At 70.5% G+C, this 21,501-nt stretch carries 22 protein-coding genes; 5 read left to right on the plus strand and 17 right to left on the minus strand.

Annotated features, from left to right (window positions below; genetic code table 11):
* Window positions 1–102: 102 nt before the first annotated feature.
* Complete coding sequence (locus PGN14_RS16420; RefSeq protein WP_335300660.1) at window positions 103–240, minus strand: hypothetical protein; 138 nt, start codon at window positions 238–240, stop codon at window positions 103–105.
* A gap of 73 nt (window positions 241–313) precedes the next feature.
* Complete coding sequence (locus PGN14_RS16425) at window positions 314–1,108, minus strand: response regulator (RefSeq protein ID WP_335300661.1); 795 nt, start codon at window positions 1,106–1,108, stop codon at window positions 314–316.
* 71 nt (window positions 1,109–1,179) lie between these two features.
* Here PGN14_RS16425 and PGN14_RS16430 point away from each other — a divergent pair, with 71 nt between their 5' ends.
* The 3 genes from PGN14_RS16430 (at window position 1,180) to PGN14_RS16440 (ending at window position 3,560) form a co-directional block, all read left to right on the plus strand.
* Window positions 1,180–1,554, plus strand: a complete 375-nt coding sequence (locus PGN14_RS16430; RefSeq protein ID WP_335300662.1) for a NepR family anti-sigma factor — start codon at window positions 1,180–1,182, stop codon at window positions 1,552–1,554.
* 60 nt (window positions 1,555–1,614) lie between these two features.
* Window positions 1,615–3,153 (plus strand): sensor histidine kinase, encoded by a 1,539-nt coding sequence (locus PGN14_RS16435; protein WP_443019546.1) that lies wholly within the window; start codon window positions 1,615–1,617, stop codon window positions 3,151–3,153.
* Window positions 3,154–3,422: 269 nt separating this feature from the next.
* Entirely contained in the window at window positions 3,423–3,560 is a 138-nt protein-coding gene (locus PGN14_RS16440) for an entericidin A/B family lipoprotein (protein ID WP_335300664.1), read from the plus strand.
* A gap of 107 nt (window positions 3,561–3,667) precedes the next feature.
* Here the strand turns inward: PGN14_RS16440 and tatC are convergent, their stop codons facing one another.
* The 6 genes from tatC to PGN14_RS16470 form a co-directional block, all read right to left on the minus strand.
* Window positions 3,668–4,441 carry a twin-arginine translocase subunit TatC gene (gene tatC / locus PGN14_RS16445; RefSeq protein WP_335300665.1) on the minus strand — a complete coding sequence of 258 codons (774 nt, stop codon included), beginning with the start codon at window positions 4,439–4,441 and terminating at the stop codon, window positions 3,668–3,670.
* A gap of 10 nt (window positions 4,442–4,451) precedes the next feature.
* A complete protein-coding gene (tatB, locus tag PGN14_RS16450) occupies window positions 4,452–4,883 on the minus strand; it encodes a Sec-independent protein translocase protein TatB (protein WP_335300666.1) in 432 nt (143 codons plus the stop codon).
* A gap of 29 nt (window positions 4,884–4,912) precedes the next feature.
* On the minus strand, window positions 4,913–5,161 hold the full coding sequence (locus tag PGN14_RS16455) for a twin-arginine translocase TatA/TatE family subunit (protein WP_335300667.1): 249 nt from the start codon (window positions 5,159–5,161) through the stop codon (window positions 4,913–4,915).
* A gap of 197 nt (window positions 5,162–5,358) precedes the next feature.
* On the minus strand, window positions 5,359–5,931 hold the full coding sequence (scpB, locus tag PGN14_RS16460; protein ID WP_335300668.1) for an SMC-Scp complex subunit ScpB: 573 nt from the start codon (window positions 5,929–5,931) through the stop codon (window positions 5,359–5,361).
* Window positions 5,928–6,674 (minus strand): segregation and condensation protein A, encoded by a 747-nt coding sequence (locus PGN14_RS16465; protein WP_335300669.1) that lies wholly within the window; start codon window positions 6,672–6,674, stop codon window positions 5,928–5,930. Before PGN14_RS16465 ends, scpB begins: the two co-directional genes overlap by 4 nt.
* A gap of 336 nt (window positions 6,675–7,010) precedes the next feature.
* The gene (locus tag PGN14_RS16470; protein WP_335300670.1) at window positions 7,011–8,012 is read right to left on the minus strand and encodes a glycoside hydrolase family 3 N-terminal domain-containing protein; all 1,002 of its coding nucleotides are present in this window, start codon (window positions 8,010–8,012) and stop codon (window positions 7,011–7,013) included.
* Window positions 8,013–8,132: 120 nt separating this feature from the next.
* Between PGN14_RS16470 and PGN14_RS16475 the strand changes: the two genes are divergently transcribed.
* A complete protein-coding gene (locus PGN14_RS16475) occupies window positions 8,133–9,023 on the plus strand; it encodes a MipA/OmpV family protein (protein ID WP_335300671.1) in 891 nt (296 codons plus the stop codon).
* Between the two features lie 123 nt (window positions 9,024–9,146).
* On the opposite strand, the gene PGN14_RS16480 is transcribed toward PGN14_RS16475, so the two are convergent.
* The gene (locus PGN14_RS16480; RefSeq protein ID WP_335300672.1) at window positions 9,147–9,884 is read right to left on the minus strand and encodes an SPOR domain-containing protein; all 738 of its coding nucleotides are present in this window, start codon (window positions 9,882–9,884) and stop codon (window positions 9,147–9,149) included.
* A 1-nt stretch (window position 9,885) separates the two neighbouring features.
* On the minus strand, window positions 9,886–11,613 hold the full coding sequence (argS, locus tag PGN14_RS16485) for an arginine--tRNA ligase (RefSeq protein WP_335300673.1): 1,728 nt from the start codon (window positions 11,611–11,613) through the stop codon (window positions 9,886–9,888).
* Window positions 11,614–11,790: 177 nt separating this feature from the next.
* Here argS and PGN14_RS16490 point away from each other — a divergent pair, with 177 nt between their 5' ends.
* A complete protein-coding gene (locus PGN14_RS16490; protein WP_335300674.1) occupies window positions 11,791–12,078 on the plus strand; it encodes a hypothetical protein in 288 nt (95 codons plus the stop codon).
* 208 nt (window positions 12,079–12,286) lie between these two features.
* On the opposite strand, the gene PGN14_RS16495 is transcribed toward PGN14_RS16490, so the two are convergent.
* The 7 genes from PGN14_RS16495 to murB all read right to left on the minus strand — a co-directional run bounded on the left by PGN14_RS16495 (window position 12,287) and on the right by murB (window position 21,449).
* On the minus strand, window positions 12,287–13,450 hold the full coding sequence (locus PGN14_RS16495) for a deoxyguanosinetriphosphate triphosphohydrolase (RefSeq protein WP_335300675.1): 1,164 nt from the start codon (window positions 13,448–13,450) through the stop codon (window positions 12,287–12,289).
* A gap of 4 nt (window positions 13,451–13,454) precedes the next feature.
* Window positions 13,455–15,401 carry an SPOR domain-containing protein gene (locus PGN14_RS16500; protein ID WP_335300676.1) on the minus strand — a complete coding sequence of 649 codons (1,947 nt, stop codon included), beginning with the start codon at window positions 15,399–15,401 and terminating at the stop codon, window positions 13,455–13,457.
* Between the two features lie 215 nt (window positions 15,402–15,616).
* Complete coding sequence (gene ftsZ / locus PGN14_RS16505) at window positions 15,617–17,122, minus strand: cell division protein FtsZ (protein ID WP_335300677.1); 1,506 nt, start codon at window positions 17,120–17,122, stop codon at window positions 15,617–15,619.
* A 120-nt stretch (window positions 17,123–17,242) separates the two neighbouring features.
* The gene (ftsA, locus tag PGN14_RS16510) at window positions 17,243–18,502 is read right to left on the minus strand and encodes a cell division protein FtsA (protein ID WP_335300678.1); all 1,260 of its coding nucleotides are present in this window, start codon (window positions 18,500–18,502) and stop codon (window positions 17,243–17,245) included.
* A 12-nt stretch (window positions 18,503–18,514) separates the two neighbouring features.
* On the minus strand, window positions 18,515–19,483 hold the full coding sequence (locus PGN14_RS16515; protein ID WP_335300679.1) for a cell division protein FtsQ/DivIB: 969 nt from the start codon (window positions 19,481–19,483) through the stop codon (window positions 18,515–18,517).
* Window positions 19,480–20,421 (minus strand): D-alanine--D-alanine ligase, encoded by a 942-nt coding sequence (locus PGN14_RS16520; RefSeq protein ID WP_335300680.1) that lies wholly within the window; start codon window positions 20,419–20,421, stop codon window positions 19,480–19,482. The genes PGN14_RS16515 and PGN14_RS16520 overlap by 4 nt, the downstream gene beginning before the upstream one ends.
* Window positions 20,418–21,449 (minus strand): UDP-N-acetylmuramate dehydrogenase, encoded by a 1,032-nt coding sequence (gene murB / locus PGN14_RS16525; protein WP_335300701.1) that lies wholly within the window; start codon window positions 21,447–21,449, stop codon window positions 20,418–20,420. Before murB ends, PGN14_RS16520 begins: the two co-directional genes overlap by 4 nt.
* Window positions 21,450–21,501: the final 52 nt, after the last annotated feature.

Consider the following 21,501-nt stretch of genomic DNA (forward strand, 5'->3'; position numbering starts at 1 on the left):
TGCCGCTCCGTCGTGGTGGCGCCGCCCCGCAAGGTTCGGCCGTAGAATGCGGAAGATAGGTAGCGTCGGCCGGCTTGGCCAGTGCGTGGGTCGCCATTTGCGTCAGGACAGCAGGATCACGGCAAAGATCACGATGATCAGCACGAGCGACGCCGCCAGGATATAGCGCACGCGCCCGGTGGTGGAGGCGGCGCGCGCCTCGTTGGTGTCCAGATGGATGCGATCGTTGCTGTCTGCCATGATCCTGTAACCCCGAATGACCGTTTTGGGTCCGTACCGAACGTCCGAACCCGCCACGTTGTTGCGTCTCGGATCAGGCCGGCACCGTGCTCTGGTCGAAGAACAGCGCCTGGCTGATCGCGGCCTTCACGGTGGAGCGCTGGAACGGCTTGGTGATGAGGAAGGTCGGCTCCGGCCGCTCGCCGGTCAGCAACCGCTCCGGGAAGGCGGTGATGAAGATCACCGGCACGTTGAACTCGGCCAGGATGTCCTTGACCGCGTCGATGCCGGAACTGTCGTCGGCCAGCTGGATGTCGGCCAGCACCAGCCCGGGACGATCCTCCATCGCCAGCGCCACCGCCTCGTCGCGGGTCACCGCGACGCCGGTCACCTCGTGCCCCAGGTCGCGCACGATCGATTCGATGTCCATCGCGATGATCGGCTCGTCCTCGATGATCAGGACGCGCGCGCGGGTCTGCTTCTCGATCTCGGCCAGCGCCTCGGCCACCAGCGCATCGACCTCGGCGGCGTCCACCTCGATCAGATAGGCCGCGTCCTCGGGCGTGAAGCCCTCCATCGCGGTCAGCAGCAGCGCCTGGCGCGACAACGGCGTCATCCGCGACAGCCGCGCGCGCGCCACCGCCTCCTGGTCCTCGGCCGGCTCGTCCTGCGGCGCTTCGTCGTAATTGGTCGAATTCCAGATCGCCTGGAAGGTGCGGTACAGCCCCAGCCGCGGGTCGACGTCGCGCGGAAATTCCTCCGGCGCGGCCACGATCGCCTCCAGCGTGGCCCGGACGTAGCGGTCGCCCTGCGCCTGGCTGCCCGTCAGCGCACGGCCGTAGCGGCGCAGGAACGGAAGATGCGGCGCGAGTTGTTGTCCGAGCGACATGTGTAGAAAGCCCTCCCTGCGATCCCCGGCGCAGCCGCGCGGGATCGCCAAACCATCATGAACGTGGACCAATGCGCGGCCGTGGCAAGGTGCCTCCCCCCGGTCGGCGATTTTCGTCGCACGATGCGGGAACCAACGAAGTTGTATTTGGTTTCATCGGCGAAGCGCGCCATGGCGTGCAAGGCAGCACTGGAGGTCCCCCCATCGTGTTCCGCCCGGCCCGATCGGTCACCCCGATCGGTCATCGGCCGGGCCATCTCGGGCAGGATCGTCTCGGGGGGAAAGCGTTGACGTCGGACAAGAAAGCGCCGGACAAGCCGAAAAAGGCCGCCGTCGCACAGTCGAAGAACCGGGATATGGGATCGGCGCTGCGCTCCGTGTATCAGAAGACCGTGGAGGAAGCGGTTCCCGACGACCTGCTCTCGCTGCTCGGCAAGCTCGACTGACGACAGGTGGCCGCTACCCCGGTCCCTGACGCCCCCGCCTCCCCCGCGGTGCGTCCGGGGATGTTCGCGCGCTGGCCGACCGGCGCGAAGCTTTTCCTGATCCTCAGCATCGCGCTGCTGCCGCTGGCGCTGATCGCGATCTTCGCCACGCTGCGCGTCACCCAGATCGCCGACACCGAATTGCGCTCCCACCTGCGCGTCGCGGCGGCGGAATCCACCCGTGCGATCGCGATCGAGCTGGTCGGCGACATGACCGCGCTGCGCGTCGCCGTCGATGCGCTCAACGTCGACAAGGGCGACGCGCCCAGCTGCGCGCGCGCGCAGGGCGTGTTCGCGCAGCAATCCGCCGCGGGCACCAGCTTCGTCATCGTCGATCGCCGCGGCAAGCCGATCTGCGGCGAACCCTTTCCCGGTGCCGCCGCCTTCGCGCGCCAGTCGGAGAGCGGCGCAATCAGCGCCCGCATCGTCGACGATCGCGGGCTGATGCTGCGCATCTCGGACCGCAGCAACCGCGTCGCCGCGGCGGCCTGGTTCCCCGCCGCCTTCCTGGGCACGATCAGTCGCCCGAGCGGGTTCGCGCCCGATTACGGCAGCGCGCTGACGCTGGGGGACGAGCGGCTGACGCTCGACACGCTGGATCGCGAGAGCGCGCTGGAGCGGCGCGAGAGCGTGCGCAACGACCTGGGCATCGGCGGGCTGATGCTGGAGATGCAGGTGCGCAGCGCGCCGATCGGCTCGCCGCTGCTGATCGCGCTCGCGCTACCGCTGCTGATGTGGGCGGCGGCGTCCGCGATCAGCTGGTTCGTGGTCGACCGGCTGCTGATCGCGCCGCTGCGCGCGCTGCGGGGCAGCATCGCGGCCTATTCGCCCGGCGATCAGCCCGATCCGGCGATGCTGCGTGCGCTGCCCGCGCAGGAGATTCGCGAGCTGGGCGACACGTTTCGCGCGCTCAGCCGCACCGTTGCGATCCACGAGGCGGGGCTGGCCGAGGGGCTGGTGCGCCAGACGAAGCTGACGCGCGAGGTGCATCACCGCGTCAAGAACAACCTGCAGGTGATCGCCAGCCTCATCAACTTCCATGCCCGCGGCGCGAAGAGCGCGGAGGCGACACAGGCCTATGCCTCGATCCAGCGCCGCGTCGACGCGCTCGCGGTCGTCCATCGCTATCATTATGCGGAGATGGAGGAGAATCGCGGGGTCGCATTGCGCGCGGTGCTCGGCGAACTCGCCTCCAGCATCCGCGCCACCGCGCCGGAGGGCGCGCGCGTCGCGATCGTCCTCGACATCGATCCCTATCACGTGACGCAGGACGTCGCGGTCGCGGTCGCCTTCCTGGTGACCGAGCTGATCGAACTGGCGATGACCTGCGCGCCGGAGGTGCAGGTGCGCATGTCGCTCAAGCCGGGCGGCGACGACACCCGTGCCGTGCTGCGGCTGTCGTCGCGCGCGCTGGTCGACGACGACCCGCTGCGCGACCGGCTTCAGCACCGCTACGGCCGCGTGATCGAGGGGCTGAGCCGCCAGCTGCGCGCCACGTTGCAGCACGATCCGCTGACCGGCGCCTATGAAATCGCGATCGCGGTGACCGGCGTCGAATAATTTCGCACCCCTCTCAAAAATATCGGCAATCGCCGGAACCCACCGACCATCGCCTCGTTATCAAGCCCGGATAGCGAACTTATGCCCCCCCGCTCTCGCTATCCAACAACACAGGCCCGGAAGCATCACCCTCCCCCCCCCGGTGACGCTTCCGGGCCTATACTTTTTGCGCCGCCGCGCTTCTTCTTCCTTGCTGTCGGCCATTCCATTGACGGAACGATTTGGCCGCACCGGCATTGTGATCCCGTCCTTTTCAGGGAGTGAACACGATGCGTAAGGTTGTGACGATCGCGGTGCTGGCGGGTGCCGTACTGGTGTCGGCGTGCAACACCGTGGCGGGCGCGGGCAAGGACGTGTCCTCCGCCGGCCGCGCGGTGACCAACACTGCGGAAGACGTGAAGAAGTAAGGTTTACCTTCCGGATGGAAGATGAGAGCGGCTCGCGACATGCGGGCCGCCCTTTTCATTGGCGCGGCGACGCGATCCCTTCGCAACGCTCGCCGCAACGACGACGGTTACTCGACCGCCGCCTCGGCTTCCTTCGCACGGCGGCGTTCGGTAAACCAGATGCCGATGATCGCCATCTCGTACAGGATCGTCAGCGGGATCGCGAGCAACAGCTGCGATCCGACATCCGGCGGGGTCAGCACCGCGGCGATCGCGAAGGCGCCGACGATCGCATAGCGCCGCGCCCCGATCAGCTGCTTGCGCGTCACGATCCCCGCACGCTCCAGCAGCATCAGCAGCACCGGCAGCAGGAACGCCGCGCCGAAGCCGAACAGGAATTGCATCACGAAGCTGAGATAATTGCCGATCGCGGGCAGCGCCTGCTGCTGCACGCCGCCGACCATCCCGGAATAGCCGAGCAGGAAATGCAGCGCCATCGGGATGGCGACATAATAGGCCATCGCCGCACCGGTCAGGAACAGCACCGGCGTCGCCAGCAGGAACGGCAGCAGCGCGCGCTTTTCCTTGCGGTACAGGCCCGGGGCGACGAACTGCCACAGCTGGTTGGCGATGACCGGAAAGGCCAGCATCATCGCGGAGAAGAACGCGACCTTGATCTGGACGAAGAAGGCCTCGAACAGCTGGGTGTAGATGACCGTCTTCTGCCCCGCCGCCAGCAGCGGCTGGACCAGAAAAGCGAAGATGGTTTCCGCGAAATACCAGCAGATGCCGAACGCCAGCGCGACCGCGGCGATGCAATACAGCAGCCGCCGGCGCAGCTCCAGCAGGTGATCGAGCAGCGGCGCGCGGCTGTCGTCCAGCTCGTCGACGACATCGTTCATGCCGGCGCCCTCACGATGCGGCCTTGTCGGACGGGAGCGGCGCCGTGGGATGCTCGGCAGGTGCCACCACCGGCTTCTCCACCATCACCGGGCGATCCGCCTCGGGCGCGGGTTCCGGCACATGCGGCTGGTCGAGCGCGGCGCCCGGGGCGTCATGCGCCGCATCGGGGGCGACCAGCGCCGGGGTATCGGGGGCGGACGGGACGAAGGGATGCTCGCGCATGATGCGCTCGTTCTCCGCCTTCCACTTCTTCTCCATTTCCTCCAGCTCGGCCTCGCGCACCATTTCGTCGAAGCCGGCGCGGAACTGCCGCCCGACCGCGCGCGCGCGTCCCACCCAATAGCCGACGACGCGCATCGCCTTGGGCAGGTCCTTGGGGCCGATCACCACCAGCGCGACGAACGCGACCAGCAGCAGCTCGGACGGAGCGATATCGAACATTCAGCGCGCGCCGGTGTGGATGGGCGGGATCAGCGACGATCCTCGCGCACGCGATCGGCATCGCGATCGCGGTCGAACGCCGGCTCGGCCGAGGATTGCGCCTCGATCCGCGGACGCGGGCGCGCGGACGTGTCTTCGTCCTCCTCCGCCATGCCCTTCTTGAAGTTCTTCACGCCCTTGGCGACGTCACCCATCAGGCTGGAGAAGCGACCGCCGCCCAGCAACAGGATCGCGACCACCGCGAGGATGAGGATATGCGGAAGGCTGAAGCTGCCCATGACACGAAAACTCCTGGTGTACGTCGTATCTAGGGTTCCGGCCCACGCGTGGCAACGGCCCCCTCGCGGCCCGCGGCGGCCTTACCGACGGAGCGCGGCGGATGGCAGCGCTTCGTGACGGGCGGATGACGCCGGTCGGTGTCATCGACGCCCACATTCCTTCCGTCACCCCGGACGTGATCCGGGGTGACGACATCTCACGCGGCATCCTCCTCATCCTCGACGGCCAGCGCCAGCTGCTCGAACGCGAGGTCGACCGGATCCAGCAGCCCCGCGGCGCGCAGATCCTCGATCCCCGGCAGGTCGCGGCGGCTGCCCAGACCGAAATGCGTCAGGAACTCCGGCGTGGTGGCGAAGGTCAGTGGGCGACCCGGCACCTCACGCCGTCCCGCCGGGCGCACCCAGCCCGCCTCCATCAGCACATCGAGCGTTCCCTTGGCGGTCTGCACGCCGCGGATCGCCTCGATCTCGGCGCGCGTCACGGGTTCGTGATAGGCGATGATCGCCAGCGTCTCGATCCCCGCGCGGCTCAGCCGGCGCACCTCCTCGCGGTCGCGGCGCAGCACATGCGCCAGGTCGGGCGCGGTCTGGAAATGCCAGCGCCCGCCGCGCTCGACCAGCTCCACCCCGCGCCCGGCATAATCCGCCGCCAGTTGCGCCAGCGCTGCGCGCACGTCGCCCTCGACATAGCTGCGGATCGCTTCCGCGGTCATCGGCTCGGTCGCGGCGAACAGCACCGCCTCCACCGCACGCACCGTCTCCCGGCTCATGCTGCCGGCACCCGCAAATACAAAGGTGCGAATGGCGCCTCCTGCCGGATCTCCACCCGCCCCTGCCGCGCCAGCTCCAGCGCCGCGAGAAAGGACGACGCCAGCGCCGACCGCCGCAGCGCCGCGCTCGCCATCTCGGGCAGGAACGCCTCGATCGCGCGCCAGTCGATCGCGCTGCCGACCAGCGCGGAGACGCGCGCGATCGCGGCGTCCAGCGTCATCACCTCGCGATCCTGCACCACATGCATCACCGGGCGCGACCGCGCGCTGACGCGGCCATAAGCGGCGATCAGGTCGAAGATGCCCGCGGTGTACGTCGCGGTCCGGACAGTGCGCAGCCCAGGCGCGGCGCCGTGGCGGAACACGTCGCGCCCGTCGCGATCGCGCGCCATCAACCGCGCGCCCGCCTCGCGCATCGCGTCCAGCCGCTCCAGCCGCAGCTGTAGCCGCACCGCCATTTCCTCCGGGTCCGGCTCCACCTCCGGATCGCGCGGCAGCAGCAGCGCCGATTTCAGATACGCCAGCCATGCCGCCATCACGAGATAGTCCGCCGCCAGGTCGAGCTGGATCACCCGCGCACGATCGACGTAGCGCAGATATTGCTCCACCAGCGCCAGGATCGAGATGTCGCGCAAGTCCACCTTCTGCGCGCGCGCCAGCGACAGCAGCAGGTCGAGCGGCCCCTCCCACCCGTCCAGGTCGAGCGTCAGCTGCTCGGGCGGATCGGTGACGGGGACGGCCATGACGCCATGCTGCCACAGCGGCGGCGCGAGGGACAGGTGATGTTCGCGCGAAGACGCGAAGACGCAAAGAGGTCACGCGCGCGACGGCGCGACCGGAAGACAATGAACCGTCAGTGATGGGCGAGCCCTGGCCTGTCCCACCACCTCTCTGCGCCTCCGCGTCTCTGCGCGAAAACCATTCTCGACATCGACAGGCGCCGCGGTGGATGGGTTCGCGCAGAGACGCGGAGGCGCAGAGAGGGCGTGTCCGAGGCAGTGCCGCGGCCGTCATGCCCCGCTCATCGTCTTCCGCTATCGCCGTCCTGCGCGCGGCATCGTCGCGCCTTCACGCGAGCCTCACACCAGCGCCAGCAACCGATCCCGCTTGTCGAGCAGTTCCGCCATGTCCCCCGCCGGCGGCGTCAGCGTCGCCATCGCGCGGTCCAGCCGTGCGCGCGACACGCCGGCGATGTCGTCCAGCCGCGCGACGATCTCCTCCATCTCCGGCATCCGCGCCCAGCAGTCGAGCACCACGTCGCATCCCGCCGCGATCGCGCCCGCCGCCTTGTCGCCCGCGCTGCCCGACAGCGCCTTCATGTCGATATCGTCGGTCATCAGCAGCCCGTCGAAGCCGATCGCGCCGCGGATCACCTGCTCGATCACCACCGGCGACAGCGTCGCGGGGCGCTCGCGGTCCCATGCCTCGAACACGATATGGCTGGTCATCCCCATCGGCGCATGCGCCAGCGTGCGGAACGGCGCGAGATCGTCCTCCAATTCCTCCGCCGAGGCGGTGACCGTCGGCAGATGGTGGTGCGAGTCCACCACCGCGCGGCCATGCCCGGGGATGTGCTTGACGACGCCGACCACGCCGCCCGCGGCCAGCCCCTCCAGCGTCGCGCGCCCCATCGCGGCGACGCGCATCGGCTCCCTGCCGAACGCGCGGATGCTGATCGCATCGGTCGTGTCGTCGCGCGCCACGTCCAGGATCGGGTGACAGTCGACCGTGATCCCCACCTCGGCCAGCATCAGCCCCAGCGCGTGGCCGTTGGCGCGCGCCGCCTCGATCCCCGACATCGGTGCCAGTTCGTACAATCGGTCGAAGTCCGGCCCGGCGGGGAACGCCGGCCATTCCGGCGGCCCCAGCCGCGCCACGCGCGCCCCCTCCTGATCGACCAGAATGGCGACGTCGTCGCGCCCCTCCAGCTCGCGCAGCGAGTCGGTCAGCGCGCGCACCTGCGCCCGCGTCTGCACGTTGCGGCCGAACAGGATGTACCCCGCGGGCTTCGCCGCGCGAAAGAAGGCGCGCTCGTCGGGGGTGAGGGCGGGGCCGGACAGGCCGAAGATGACGGGTTTCATGCCGCCGCTTCTAGGCGCGATCCACCGCGCATGGGAATGCCCCGCGCGGCATGGACCATAGCCCGCGGGAACCCCGCCCGCCCCCATCGGTTGGATACGGGAACGTAACGAGGCTTTCGCATGATTCCTTCCGCGCCGCGCCGTGCCGCTCTCTCCGTCATCGCGGGGTTGATCGCCGCGCCGGTCGCCGCGCAGGACGTCGCCGGCCCCGCCGATCCGCAACCCGCGCCGCGCGCCACGAAGGCGGTGCCGACCGCGCGGGGCGGGCTGGACGTGGTCGGCCGCGACAAGGACGACCGCCCGCGCCGCTTCCGCGTCGCGCTGGGCGTTCAGGGCGGTCCCGGCTTTCCCGGCAACGACGCCTTCCGGCTCGGCCCGCTCATCAGCGTGGCGAAGGCGCGCGGCGACGATCCCTTTCCCTATGGCGGCGTCGGCGATGGCCCCAGCCTGACCTTGCTGCGCAGCGGCCGGTTCGAGGCGGGGCCGATGCTGCGGCTGGAGGGCATTCGCCGCGCCGACGATCTGGGCGGCGGGCTGCCGCGGGTGGCGCGCTCGTTCGAACCGGGCGTGTTCGCGCAATTCTGGCCGAGCGACGCGATCCGGCTGCGCGGCGACGTGCGCAAGGGCGTCAGCGGGCACGAAGGCTGGGTCAGCACGCTCGCCGCCGATTATGTCGCGCGCGATGGCGATGCATGGCTCGTGTCGATCGGGCCGCGCGTCATGCTGTCGGATGCGCGCTACCAGCGCGCGTGGTTCGGGGTGACGCCGGACACCGCCGCGCGCACCGGGCTGGCGGTGTTCTCGCCGGGCAGCGGGGTGCATTCCGCCGGCCTCACCAGCCGCGTCATCTATCAGTTCACGCCGCGCTGGGGCGTGCTGGTCAACGGCAGCTACGCCAGGCTGGTCGGCGATGCGGGCGATTCACCCGTGACTCGCGTCCGCGGATCGCGCGACCAGCTCGCCGCCGGGCTGGGGTTGAGCTACACCTTCCGCGTCGGCGGGGGGCGGTAGGCAGGTCCATCGGTCGTCATCCCAGCGAAGGCTGGGATCTTCCGCCTGGTTGGACATCGCCTGTTACGGGGAGGCCCCAGCCTTCGCTGGGGCGACGTTCCATGAAAATGCGGTCCAGGCACCTCAACTCGTAACGAAACAGCTCTCGCCCGCCACCTTCAGCCGCCCGCAGATGTCCGACGCCGCGCCCGCGCTGCCCGCATTGACGCGCAGGCGATACACCGTGCGCCCGTTGACCGTCGCCGGCTGCACCACCTTGCCCAGCGTCGCGACATAGCCGAAGCGCTTGGCGATCGCGCTCCACGCCGCGGTCGCCGCCGCCTCGCTCGGGAAGGCGCCGAGCTGCACCAGCGCGCCGCCGGATGCCGCACCCGGCACCGCCGCCACCGGTGCGGTCACCGGCTTCTGCGCACGCAGCGGCGCGGCCGCGACCGGCACCTTGGCACTCGCGGTCGGCGCGCCCTTCGCGGTCGCGGCGGGGCTGGGGACGCTACGTGGCTGGCGCGTGATCGGCGCCTCGGGCACCGCGCGCAGGTCGATCGCGCCGCTGGTGTTGCTGCCCGCGCTCGCGGCGATCGCCGAATCGCCCTCGCCCTCGACCTTCAACCCGCCGGGATCGTCGGGACGCACCTTATAGTCGCCCTCCTGCGCCGCGATCAGCGTCCCCTCGCCGTTCGCACCGCGCGGGGCCTGCATCCGGTACAGCCCGAAGATGATCGCCCCCAGCACCACCAGCCCGACCAGCACCATCGCGACGACGCGCCCGACCGAGGGGCCATCCTCCTCGTCCGGCTCGATCGTGTCGAGCCACGGCAGCCGATCCTCGTCGCGCGCCGCGCCCGTCGGGTCCGAGGGTGTCATCTCAATGCATCTCCGTGACCGCCTCCACGCCCATGATGGAGAGTCCGTTCCGGATAATCCGCCCGATCGCCGCCGCCAAGGACAGTCGTGCCGCCGTGATCGCCGGATCGTCCGAAATCAGGAAACGCCGGTCGGGCCGGTCGTTGCCCACGTTCCACGCCGCATGGAAGGCGGCGGCGAGGTCGTAGAGATAGAAAGCGATGCGATGCGGCTCGCGTGCCGCCGCCGCCGTTTCCACCACGCGCGGGAATTGCGCCGCCAGCTTCACCAGCGCCAGCTCCTCCGCGTCCAGCCGCGACAGGTCCGCGCCCTCCGCCGTCACGCCCGCCTCGCCCGCGCGCCGGTGGAGCGAATGGACCCGCGCGTGCGCATATTGCACGTAGAACACCGGGTTCTCCTTCGACGCCTCCACCACCTTGGCGAAGTCGAAGTCCATCTGCGCGTCCGCACGCCGCGTCAGCATCGTGAAGCGCACCACGTCCTTGCCGACCTCGCGCACGACATCGGCCAGCGTCACGAAATTGCCCGAGCGCTTCGACATCTTCACCGGCTCGCCACCGCGCAGCAGGCGGACCATCTGCACCAGCTTGACGTCGAACCGCGTCTTGCCCTCGGTCAGCGCGGCGACCGCGGCCTGGATGCGCTTCACCGTCCCGGCATGATCCGCGCCCCAGATGTCGATCAGCTGGTCGGCGCTCTCCGCCTTCTGGAAGTGATACGCCATGTCGGCGCCGAAATAGGTCCAGCTGCCGTTCGACTTGCGGATCGGGCGATCCTGATCGTCGCCGAACTGCGTCGAGCGGAACAGCGGCAGCTCGACCGGCTCCCAATCCTCGGGCGTCTCGCCCTTGGGCGCTTCCAGCACGCCGTCGTAGATCAGGTCGCGCGCGCGCAGCACCGCCTCCGCCGCCTCCGGCTTGCCGGCGGCCTGCAATTCCGCCTCGGACGAGAACAGGTCGTGATGGATCCCCAGCAGCGCGAGGTCCGCCTTGATCAGCGCCAGCATCGCCGCCACCGCGCGGGTGCGGAACAGCGCCAGCCACTCGCCCTCGGGTGCCGCGGCGTAACGATCGCCGAATTCCTGCGCCAGCGCCTGCCCGACCGGGATCAGGTAATCGCCCGGATACAGCCCCTCGGGGATCGCGCCGACATCCTCGCCCAACGCCTCGCGATAGCGCAGGTGCGCCGAGCGCGCGAGCACGTCGACCTGTCCGCCGGCGTCGTTGACATAATATTCGCGCGTCACGTCATGCCCGGCGAACTCCAGCAGGCTGCACAAGGCATCGCCCACCACCGCGCCGCGGCAATGCCCCATGTGCATCGGCCCGGTCGGGTTGGCGGAGACATATTCGACGTTGACGCGCACGCCCTGCCCCACGGTCGAGCGGCCGTAGGCATCGCCGTCGGCGTGGATCGCCTCGATCTCGCGCCGCCACACGTCGTCATGCAGCCGCAGGTTGATGAACCCCGGCCCCGCGACGCTCACCTCCGCCACTTCGTCCAGCACACGCAATTCGCCCGCCAGCGCCTCGGCCAGCTGGCGCGGGTTGGTGCCCGCGGGCTTGGCGAGCACCATCGCGGCATTGGTGGCGAGGTCGCCGTGCGTGGCATCGCGCGGCGGCTCCACCGTCACGTTGCGGCGATCCACCCCGGCAGGCAGCGTGCCCGCCGTGGTCAGCGCGTCCAGCGCGGTGTCGACATGGGCGGCGAAACGAGTGAAGAGCGTCATAGCGCGCGCGCCTTAGCGGAAGGCGCGCCGCGGCGCAAAATGCCCGATCCGCAATACGTGGTTGCAGGAACTGCAAGCGCGATTGCGCGGCGATCAGTTGCTTGCTGCACCGCATCATTTATGTTGCAGCGCAGTAGAGCGGCGCCGCCGCGATCCAATCTTGTCGGGGGATTTCACATGCGCAAGTTCACGATGTTCGCCGCTGCCGCCGCTGCCGCGCTGATCTCCACCATGGGGATGGCCGCCGAGACCAACGAGCAGACCTTCACGCGTGACGGTCACACCTATGTCTATACCACCACGGCGCGCGCCGATGGCCGCACCGTGATCGAGGGCCGCGAGATCGGCTCCGCGCAGCGCTTCCGCCTGCTGGTGAAGAACGGCCGCGTCACCGGCCAAGCCAATGGCTATCCGGTGTCGTTCCGCGCCAACGACACGGGCGTCGCGGTCGCCGCCGCCAACTGATCTCTCCGCAGCCGCGGATCGAAGGGGGTGGGACCGGCGTCCCGCCCCCTTTTCGTTTGCGCCCCTAAGGCCATTCGCATCACAACCGTTCGTGCTGAGGAGAGGCTGAGCTTGTCGAAGCCTCGTCTCGAAGCACATGCCCCCTTCGAGACGCCGTTTCGACAAGCTCAACGGCTCCTCAGGGCGAACGGGCTGGGAGTTGCCGGGCCTAAAACCCCTCCGGCAGCGCGATCGGCCCGACCACCTCGCGATACCGCGCCACGGCATAGCGATCGGTCATCCCGGCGATGAAGTCGGCGATATGCCGGCTCACTCCCGGCTCCTCCACCGGCAGCCGCGCGCGCCATTCCTCCGGCAGCAACGCCGGGTCGGCGCGATAGGCCGCGAACAGCCCCGCGACGACATGATGCGCCGCCGCCGCCGCCTCCAACTGGCGCGGATGGTGGTAGAGGTTGGCGTACATGAACCGCTTCAGCTCGCGCTCGGCCGTCGCCATCGCGGGCGAGAAGGCGATCAGCGGGCGCCCGGCGGCGCGCACGTCCTCGACGCTCGTCACCCCGGCATCCGCGATCCGGCGGCGCGATTCGGCGATCAGGTCGTTGACCATCGTCCCGATCTGGCTGCGGATCAGCTCCCCGGTCAGCCGTTCGCGCGGCAGGTCGGCGAAGCGCGTCGCCAGCCGCCCCCAGCCCTCCGCCACCAGCGGCACCGCCTCGATCTGCTCCAGCGTCAGCAGCCCGGCGCGCAGTCCGTCGTCGATGTCGTGATTGTCATAGGCGATATCGTCCGCCAGCGCGGCGACCTGCGCCTCCAGCGAGGCGTGCGTGGTCAGTTCCAGTCCCGCCTCGCGGTCCGCCTCCGCCAGCGCCCAGGCGGGCGCCGCGATCGGACCGTTATGCTTGGCCAACCCCTCCAACGTCTCCCACGTCAGGTTCAGCCCCGGCCAGCGCGGATAGGGTCGCTCGATCCGCATCAGCGTGCGCAGCGTATGGCCGTTATGATCGAACCCGCCCTGCCCCGCGGTCGCCTTTTGCAACGCATCCTCGCCCGCATGGCCGAACGGCGGATGCCCGATGTCATGCGCCAGGCACAGTGCCTCGGTCAGATCCTCGTTCAGTTCCAGCGTCCGCGCGATCGTCCGCCCGATCTGCGCCACCTCCAGGCTGTGGGTCAGCCGGACGCGGAAATGGTCGCCGTCGGGCGCCAGGAACACCTGCGTCTTGTGGCGCAGCCGGCGGAAGCTGATCGAGTGGATGATGCGGTCGCGATCGCGCTGGAAACAGTCGCGCGGGCCGCGGTCGCCCGATTCCTCGGCATGGCAACGGCCGCGGCTGCGCGCCGGATGCGCGGCCCAGGGAGCAAGCTCGGCCAAGCGCTTACTTCGCGTCCAGCCGCGTCATCTTCTGCCCGGCGGTGCTGGTGAAGGTGAAGGCCGACACCCCCTGCTTCGCCAGCGTGTTGACGAAGGCGCGCGCCTCCGCCTCGGTCTTGAACGGGCCGGTGACGACGCGATTGGTGGCGCGCAGCGGCGTCGCATAGGCGCGCCGGCCCGCCAGCGCCGGCGTCTTGCCCTGCACCGATTTCCACGCCTTGCCCAGATCGCCCTCGTTCGCGCCGCCCGCGACCTGCACCCAGATCCGCTCCGGCTCGGCACGCGCCGCCTTCTTCTCCGCGGCCGCCTTCTCCGCCGCTTCCTTCTTGGCGGCGAGATCTTTCGCCTTCTTCTCCGCCGCTTCCCTGGCGCGGCGGTCGGTCAGCGCCTTCTCGGCCGCGGCCTTGCGCGCGGCGAGCCGCTGGCGCCGTTCCTCGTCCGCCGCCGCATTGCGCTCGGCCACGCGGGCCGCCTCGTCCAGCGCCGCCGCCGATCCCGGCGCGGCGGGGGCCGCGACCACCGGCACCGCGCGCGGCATCGGCGCGACCTCCAGTTCGGCCGCGGGCACGGAGATGCCGGCGATGATCCGCGCCAGGATCGTATCCTCGCCCTGCCGCACCGTCGTCGGCTGCGCCGGCAGCGCCGCGGCGGCGGCGATCTGCGCGGGCGGCGTGGATGCCGCCACCCCGACCGGTGCCGCCGGTTCGCGCGCGACGACGGCCGTGGGCGCCGATGCCACCACGGTCGGGGCCGCCGTCGCCGGCTGTGTCGGCCGCGGTGCCGAAGCGAGCGTCGTCGGCGTGGTCACAGTCGGCCGCGGCACGGCCGGTGCGGGTGCGACGGTCGGCGTCGGGCCGGGCTGCGGCGCCGGCGTGTAGGTCGAGGGCGCCGTCGCGGGAACGGGTGCGCTCGTCACCGGCATCGTCCGGGCGGCAACCGCCGGGGTCGCCATCGCCAGCTGGGTCGAACGCGGCGCGGGGGTGGGTGCCACCGCCGCCGTCTGCGGCGAGGTGCCACGCGTGGACCGCGACGCCTGCCGCTGCGCGCGTTCGGCCTCGCGATCCAGCCGGCGCTGCTCGCTACGGGAGAGCCGTTGCGCGGGCTGCGCGACCGGCACCGGCCTGGCGGCGGCCACCTCGACGCGACGCGGCGCGGTGGGATCGGGGCCGAGCACCGGCAGCACCGGCGTCATGCGCGCATCCGCGATCCGCGACGGCGTCGGCGCCACCTCGCCGAAATGTACCGCAAAGGCGCGATCGGTCGCACCCAGCGTCGGCAATCGCTGAAAGAAGGCGGCCAGACCGCCCGCCATCCCCGCCGGCATCATGCTGGTCGCGATCCTGTTCGCGCCCGCCACGTCGCCGTTCATCGCCAGGATGAACGCGCGCGCGCGCCACGCGCCGCGATCGGACTTGCGCAGCAGCGCATCGATCTGCTCCAGCGCCTCGGTCTGCTGCCCGGAAATCCCCAGCGACAGCGCATAGCGGCGCCGCACCTCGTCGACGTCGTCCGCGCTGCCGCCGCTTTGCGACAGCGCCAGTCGATAGTCGCGCTGCGCGCGCTCCTGCTCGCCGATCAGGTCATAGGCCAGGCCGCGGTCGCCGGCATAGCGCGCCATCGGCGCGCCATAGCGCTGCGCCTGATCGAAATAGCGCAGCGCCTCGCCCGGCCGCTCGCCATTGACCAGGATCTGCGCGATGCCCGCCTTCACCCGGCCGTTGGCGGGGTCGATCGCCTCGGCGCGCTTGTACAGCGCCGCCGCCGCGGTCGCATCGCCCAGCCGGAACGACAGCTCGCCTGCCTCGATCAGCGCCGACAGGTCGCGCGGCGAGGCGCCCAGCCGCCGCACGACATCGGCCAGCCGGTCCGCATCGGGGTTGGCGACCGGCACCATCGGATAGGTCTGCGCCGCGGATATACCGGGCAGCGCGACGACGGACAGCGCCGCCATCACGCACCGCCAGTGCGCCACGGCACCCCTCGACCCGCCCTTCAGCACGCTCACTCGCCTCCTCAGCACATCATCCGCGGCCCGGACCCGAGCAGCGCCCCGTGTAGAGCCGCCGCCCGCCGAACCGGCAATGATGCCGCGCCACCGCTGCGACAGGACGGCGCGCACCGACGACGAACGTCGATGCGCGCTGCCCCGTCTCACGATACGGGTGCTTACTGGTTGTTCTGCCGATGCAGGAAGCGCGGCAGGTCGGAGGGGTCGCGCGGCTCCTCCTCGGTGCGGCCACCGGCGCCGCGGGTCGCATTCTGCATCCGCTCGAACAACGTGCCCCCCAGCTTCACGCGCGGCTGCGGCGGCGCCTCGTCCGCTTCCGCTCCGGGTGACAGGAAGCGGCGACGGCCTGCGTCGGCGGCGGGCTCGGGCGCGGGCGGCGCGGCGGGGGCCGGCGGTTCCGGCACGATCGCGTCGGCACCCAGTACCAGCTCGTCCTCGACCGCCACGCTCGCGGGCGACACCGCCGCGGCCGGCGGAGTCGTGCCCGCGGGCGGCACGCCCTCGTTCATCGCACCCGCGGCGGCGCCGCTCGGCTGCGGCGCGGCGGGCGCGGGCTGATAGGCGGTCGGCGCGGGCACCGGTGCCGCCGGAGCAGGTGCCGCCACCGGCGCGGCGGGCTCGGCGCGACGCGGCGCGTTGAAGCTGAACGTGCGCGGCGGCTCGGCCGGGGTCGTGGCGGTCGGCGTGCTCGCCTGCGCGACACTCTCTATCCCGGTGGCGACCACCGAGACGCGGATCTTACCCTCCAGCTCGGGATTGAACGCCGAACCCCAGATGATGTTGGCATCGGGGTCGACCAGCTCGCGGATATGGTTCGCGGCCTCGTCCACCTCCAGCAGGCGCATGTCGTCGCCGCCGGTGATCGAGACGATGACGCCCTTGGCGCCCTGCATCGACACGCCGTCCAGCAGCGGGTTGGCGATCGCCTTCTGCGCCGCGATCAGCGCGCGGTCGTCGCCTTCCGCCTCGCCCGTGCCCATCATCGCCTTGCCCATCTCCTGCATCACGGAGCGGACGTCGGCGAAGTCCAGGTTGATGAGGCCGGGCATGACCATCAGGTCGGTGATGCCGCGCACGCCCTGCTGCAACACCTCGTCCGCCATCTCAAACGCCTGCTTGAACGTGGTGTTCGCATTGGCGACCAGGAACAGATTCTGGTTCGGGATCACGATCAGCGTGTCGACGAACTTCTGCAGCTCCTCGATCCCCGCCTCGGCCGACTTCGACCGGCGGTTGCCTTCGAAGCTGAACGGCTTGGTCACCACGCCCACGGTCAGGATGCCCATGTCGCGCGCCGCCTTGGCGATCACCGGCGCCGCACCCGTGCCGGTGCCGCCGCCCATGCCCGCGGCGATGAAGCACATGTGGCTCCCCTCCAGCAGGCGCGACAGTTCCTCGATCGTCTCCTCCGCGGCGGCGCGGCCGATCTCCGGCCGGCTGCCCGCGCCCAGACCTTGCGTGATCTTCGCGCCCAGCTGGATCTTCTGCTCGGCGTCCGACTGCTTCAGCGCCTGCGCGTCGGTGTTCGCCACCAGGAAGTTCACGCCCTGCACGTCCGCGCGCATCATGTTCGCGATCGCGTTGCCGCCGGCACCGCCCACGCCCACCACGGTGATGCGCGGGGTCAGGTCGTCCAGCTCGGGCGTGATGAATTCGATGCTCATCGCACAATTACTCCGTCCGCCCACGCCGTTACGTTACCTGGCGCGGGGCCATTCACCACGATGTGCAACATGCGCGCGCCGGGCGAAAGAGAAAACGCCGCGAAACGCCCTGTTGCTGCGTCAATAATTCGCCTTCGCCGCCTGCACCAGCTTCCAGAAGCCGCGCAGGCCGCGCTGACGGTGGACCATCTGCTGCGCAGGGACCAGCCCGCGCAGGTCGATCGGATCGCTCGCCGCGAAGAAGGCGAGCCCGGCCAGCGTCGCGAACCCCGGGCCGGAATGCGCCTCCGGCAGCCCGGTCAGCCCGCGTGGCCGCCCGACGCGGACCGACCGGCCCAGCGCCTGCTGCGCATAGTCCGCGATCCCCTTCAGCTCGGCACCGCCGCCGGTCAGCACCACCTGCCGCCCGACCGGCCCTTCGAATCGCAACTCCTTGAGCGCACTCTGGATTTCGGTCGTCAGATGCTCCAGCCGCTGGCGGATCACCGCGATCAACGCCGCCTTGGTGATCTGCAACGCCTCCGAATCCTCGTCCTCGGTACGCTCGCGGATCGTCACCATCTCGTGATTGTCGCGCGGTGAGGCATTGGCGCTGCCGTGGAAGCATTTGATCCGCTCCGACTGCAACCGCGTCGTCCCGAACGCGCTGGCGATATCGTCGGTGATGTCCGCCGCGCCGACCGGGATCGACTTCAGCCCGACCAGCATCGATCCCGCGAACAGCGACACGTTGGTGATCCCCGCGCCGATCTCCACCAGCGCCACGCCCAGGTCGCGCTCCTCCTCGGTCAGGCAGGCCAGACCCGTGGCGACCGGCGAGGCGATGATCGATTTCACCTCCAGATGCGCCGACCGCACGCACAGGTCCAAGTTGCGCACCGGCGATCCGTCCGCGGCGATGACATGGATATGGACCCCCAGCCGGTCGGCATGCAGCCCCAGCGGCTTCTTGACGCCCGTCAGTCCGTCCAGCGTGTAGAGCGCGGGCTGCGCGTGGAGCACCATGCGCCCCTGCGGGTCGATCGACTGGCGCCCCTCCTGCAACAAGGCGTCGATATCGGCCTGCTCGATCCGTGCGCCGCCCAGTTCCGCCTCGATGAACGCCTCGTCGCTGACCAGCCCGCCGCTGGAAAAGCCCGCCCAGACGTTCTCGATGTTCAGCCCGGCGATCCGCTCGGCCTGCTCCACCGCCTCGCGCACCGCCACTTCGGTTGCCGCCATGTCGGCGATATAGCCGCGCTTGACGCCGCGGCTCTCGCGCTGGCCGGTGCCCAGCACCACCAGCTCGCCGCCATCGCCCTTCTGCGCGATCATCGCCGATACCTTGGACGATCCGATGTCCAGTGCGGTAATCAGTCCCTCGGGTGCCGCCTTCGCCATGTCCTGCCCCTCTTACACATCCTCACCGCGCAGGGTTTCCCCGCCCTGCGTCGTGGAGGTTTTTCCCTGGTCGTTGCCGGTGGCCGGCGCATCGTCGCTCTTGCCGTCGTCGGCCAGCGACTGGTTCGCCTCCGACCCGGGCTTGCGCACCACCAGCTTGGTCGGATCGCGCATGTCGAAGCGGACCCAGCCCTTGCCCAGCAGCGAGCGCGCGCCGTCCAGTTGCGCGAACTTCACCAGCGCCTGCGCCGCGCCGTCCTGCGGCAGCGCCAGCGTCTCGCCGGTATCGAACGTCAGGTCCCAGCGCCGGTTGCCGATCCACGACGCGGCGCGGATGCGCGGGCGCAGCGCGGGCGCAGCGGCCAGCAGCGCCTGATACCCCGCCTCCTGCTGGTCCGCGCCCGGCCCGATCACCAGCGGCAGGTCGGGCATCGCGGACGGATCGACCGGCGCCAGCAACCGCCCGCTCGCATCGATCAGCGTCAGCTGGCCATTGTCCTGCCACACCGCCGCCGGCTCGCGCTCGGTGATATGGATCAGCAGCCGGTCGGGCAGCCGCCGCGCGACATAGGCGTCCGCGATCCAGCCATAGGCCAGCAACCGTTCGCGCACTCGCGCCAGGTCGACGCGCAGCATCGCGCGGCTCGGCTGGTCCTCCAGCGCGACCGCATAGACCGTCTCGCGATCCATCCGCTTCAGCCCGGTGATATCGACCTGCTCGACGCGCAGCCCAGCACGCGCCCCGGCTTCCGCCACGCCATTGCCGATCGCCTGCGGCACGCCCATCAGGTCGGCGACGAACAGCGCCAGCGCCGCGCCCCCCGCCAGCAGCGTCCAGGTGACCGCCTTGCGCAGCCCCTCCTCGCTGACCGGCATCCGCGCCAGCAGCCGGTCGCCGATCGACGGCTTCGCCACGCGGCGGCGCCCGGTGCTGTTGGTGCGGCGCTGGGGCGGCGCGCCACGGCGGATCGTCCGCGTCATCGCGGCGCGTCCCGTAACGCGGCGTCGACGATCGCCTGCACCAGCTGCGGATAGCTCATCCCGGTATGCCGTGCCTGTTCCGGCACCAGGCTCAGCGGCGTCATTCCCGGCTGGGTGTTGACCTCCAGCACGAACAGCCCGTCCGCGCCGCGCTCGTCGTCCCAGCGGAAGTCGGTGCGGCTGCACCCGCGGCATCCCAGCACGCGATGCGCCTGCACCGCCAGCGCCCGGCACGCCTCGGCGATCTCGTCGGGGATCGGCGCGGGGAACAGATGGTCGGTCATGCCGTCGGTATATTTGGCGTCGTAATCGTACCAGCCCGACTTGGGGCGCAGCTCGGTCACGCCCAGCGCACGCGGCCCGTCCGCCTCCTCCAGCACCGCCGTGGTCAGCTCGCGCCCGCGGACATAGGGTTCGGCCAGCAGCTCGGCGAATTCCTGCCACGGCCCCGCGGTGTCGCGTCCGATCGGCTGGCCGTAATTGCCCCCCTCGGTGACGATCGCGACACCGACCGAGGAACCTTCGTTGACCGGCTTCAGCACATAGGGCCGCGGCAGCGGGTCACCCGCGAACACTTCTTCGCTGGCGACGATGCGCCCGCCCGGCATCGGCACGTCCGCGGGGACCAGCACCTGCTTGGTCAACACCTTGTCGATCGCGACAACGGAGGTGGCCAGCCCGGAATGGGTGTAGCGCACACCCATCAGGTCCATCAGCCCCTGCACGCTGCCGTCCTCGCCCGGCGTGCCGTGCAGCGCGTTGAAGACCAGGTCCGGCGCCGCCTCGACCAGCCGCGCCGCGACGTCGCGCCCCATGTCGAGACGCGTGACGCGATGACCGAGCGACTCCAGTGCGTCGGCGATACCCGAACCGGAGGAAAGCGACACCTCCCGCTCCGCGGACCACCCGCCCATCAGGACGACGATATGCAACGTCATGCTCCCTCTCCCCCACGGGGAGAGGGCCGGGGTGAGGGGTCGGAGCCTCGCAGAGAGGTAGCTCTCGGTGAGACACCGGCCCCTCCCCCAACCCCCTCCCCGGAGGGGCGGGGGCTATGAAAACCCACCCGCTGAATCTCCCACTCCAATTCCACCCCGCTCGCCGCCTTCACCCGCGCACGCACTTCCTCGCCCAGCGCCTCGATATCGGCGCTGGTCGCCGCGCCCGTGTTGAGCAGGAAGTTCGTATGCTTCTCGCTCACCTGCGCGCCGCCGATCGTCAGACCCCGGCACCCGGCCTGATCCACCAGCTGCCACGCCTTGTGCCCGTCGGGGTTCTTGAACGTCGACCCGCCGGTCTTCGACCGCAGCGGCTGCGACGCCTCGCGCGCCGCCGCGATGCGGTCCATCTCCGCCTGGATCGCCGCGGCGTCGCCGGGCACGCCCCGGAACGTGGCCGCGATCACGATCGCGCCGTCCGGCAGCGTCGAATGCCGATAGCTGTAGCCCAGTTCGTCGCGCGCCAGCGTCCGCCGCTCGCCCGACCGCAGCACCACCTCCGCCTCGACCAGCACGTCGGCGGTCTCGCGGCCATAGGCGCCGCCGTTCATCCGCACGAACCCGCCGACCGTCCCGGGGATCGAGCGCAGGAACTCGCACCCGGCGATCCCCACATCGCGCGCGGTCGACGACACCAGGATACCACTCGCCCCGCCGCCACAGCGCAGCGTCGTCGCATCGACGACGGCCGCGGTCGCGAACGGCTTGCCGAGCCGCACCACGACGCCCGCCACGCCCCCGTCGCGCACGATCAGGTTCGATCCCAGCCCGAGCGCCATCACCGGAACGCCCGGATCGAGATCGCGCAGGAACGCGGCCAGATCGTCCGCATCCGCCGGTTCGAACAGCCATTGCGCGGCGCCGCCGGACTTGAACCACACCAACGGCGCGAGGGGGGCGTCGGGCGTGAGGCGACCACGGACGCTACAAAGCCCCTCCCTTTCAGGGGAGGGGTTGGGGTGGGGCAGTGAAGAGCGTCCCGGGCTGCCTCCGGCGGACGGCCCCACCCCCGGCCCCTCC

The organism is Sphingomonas adhaesiva (assembly GCF_036946305.1).
Lineage (GTDB): Bacteria > Pseudomonadota > Alphaproteobacteria > Sphingomonadales > Sphingomonadaceae > Sphingomonas > Sphingomonas adhaesiva_B.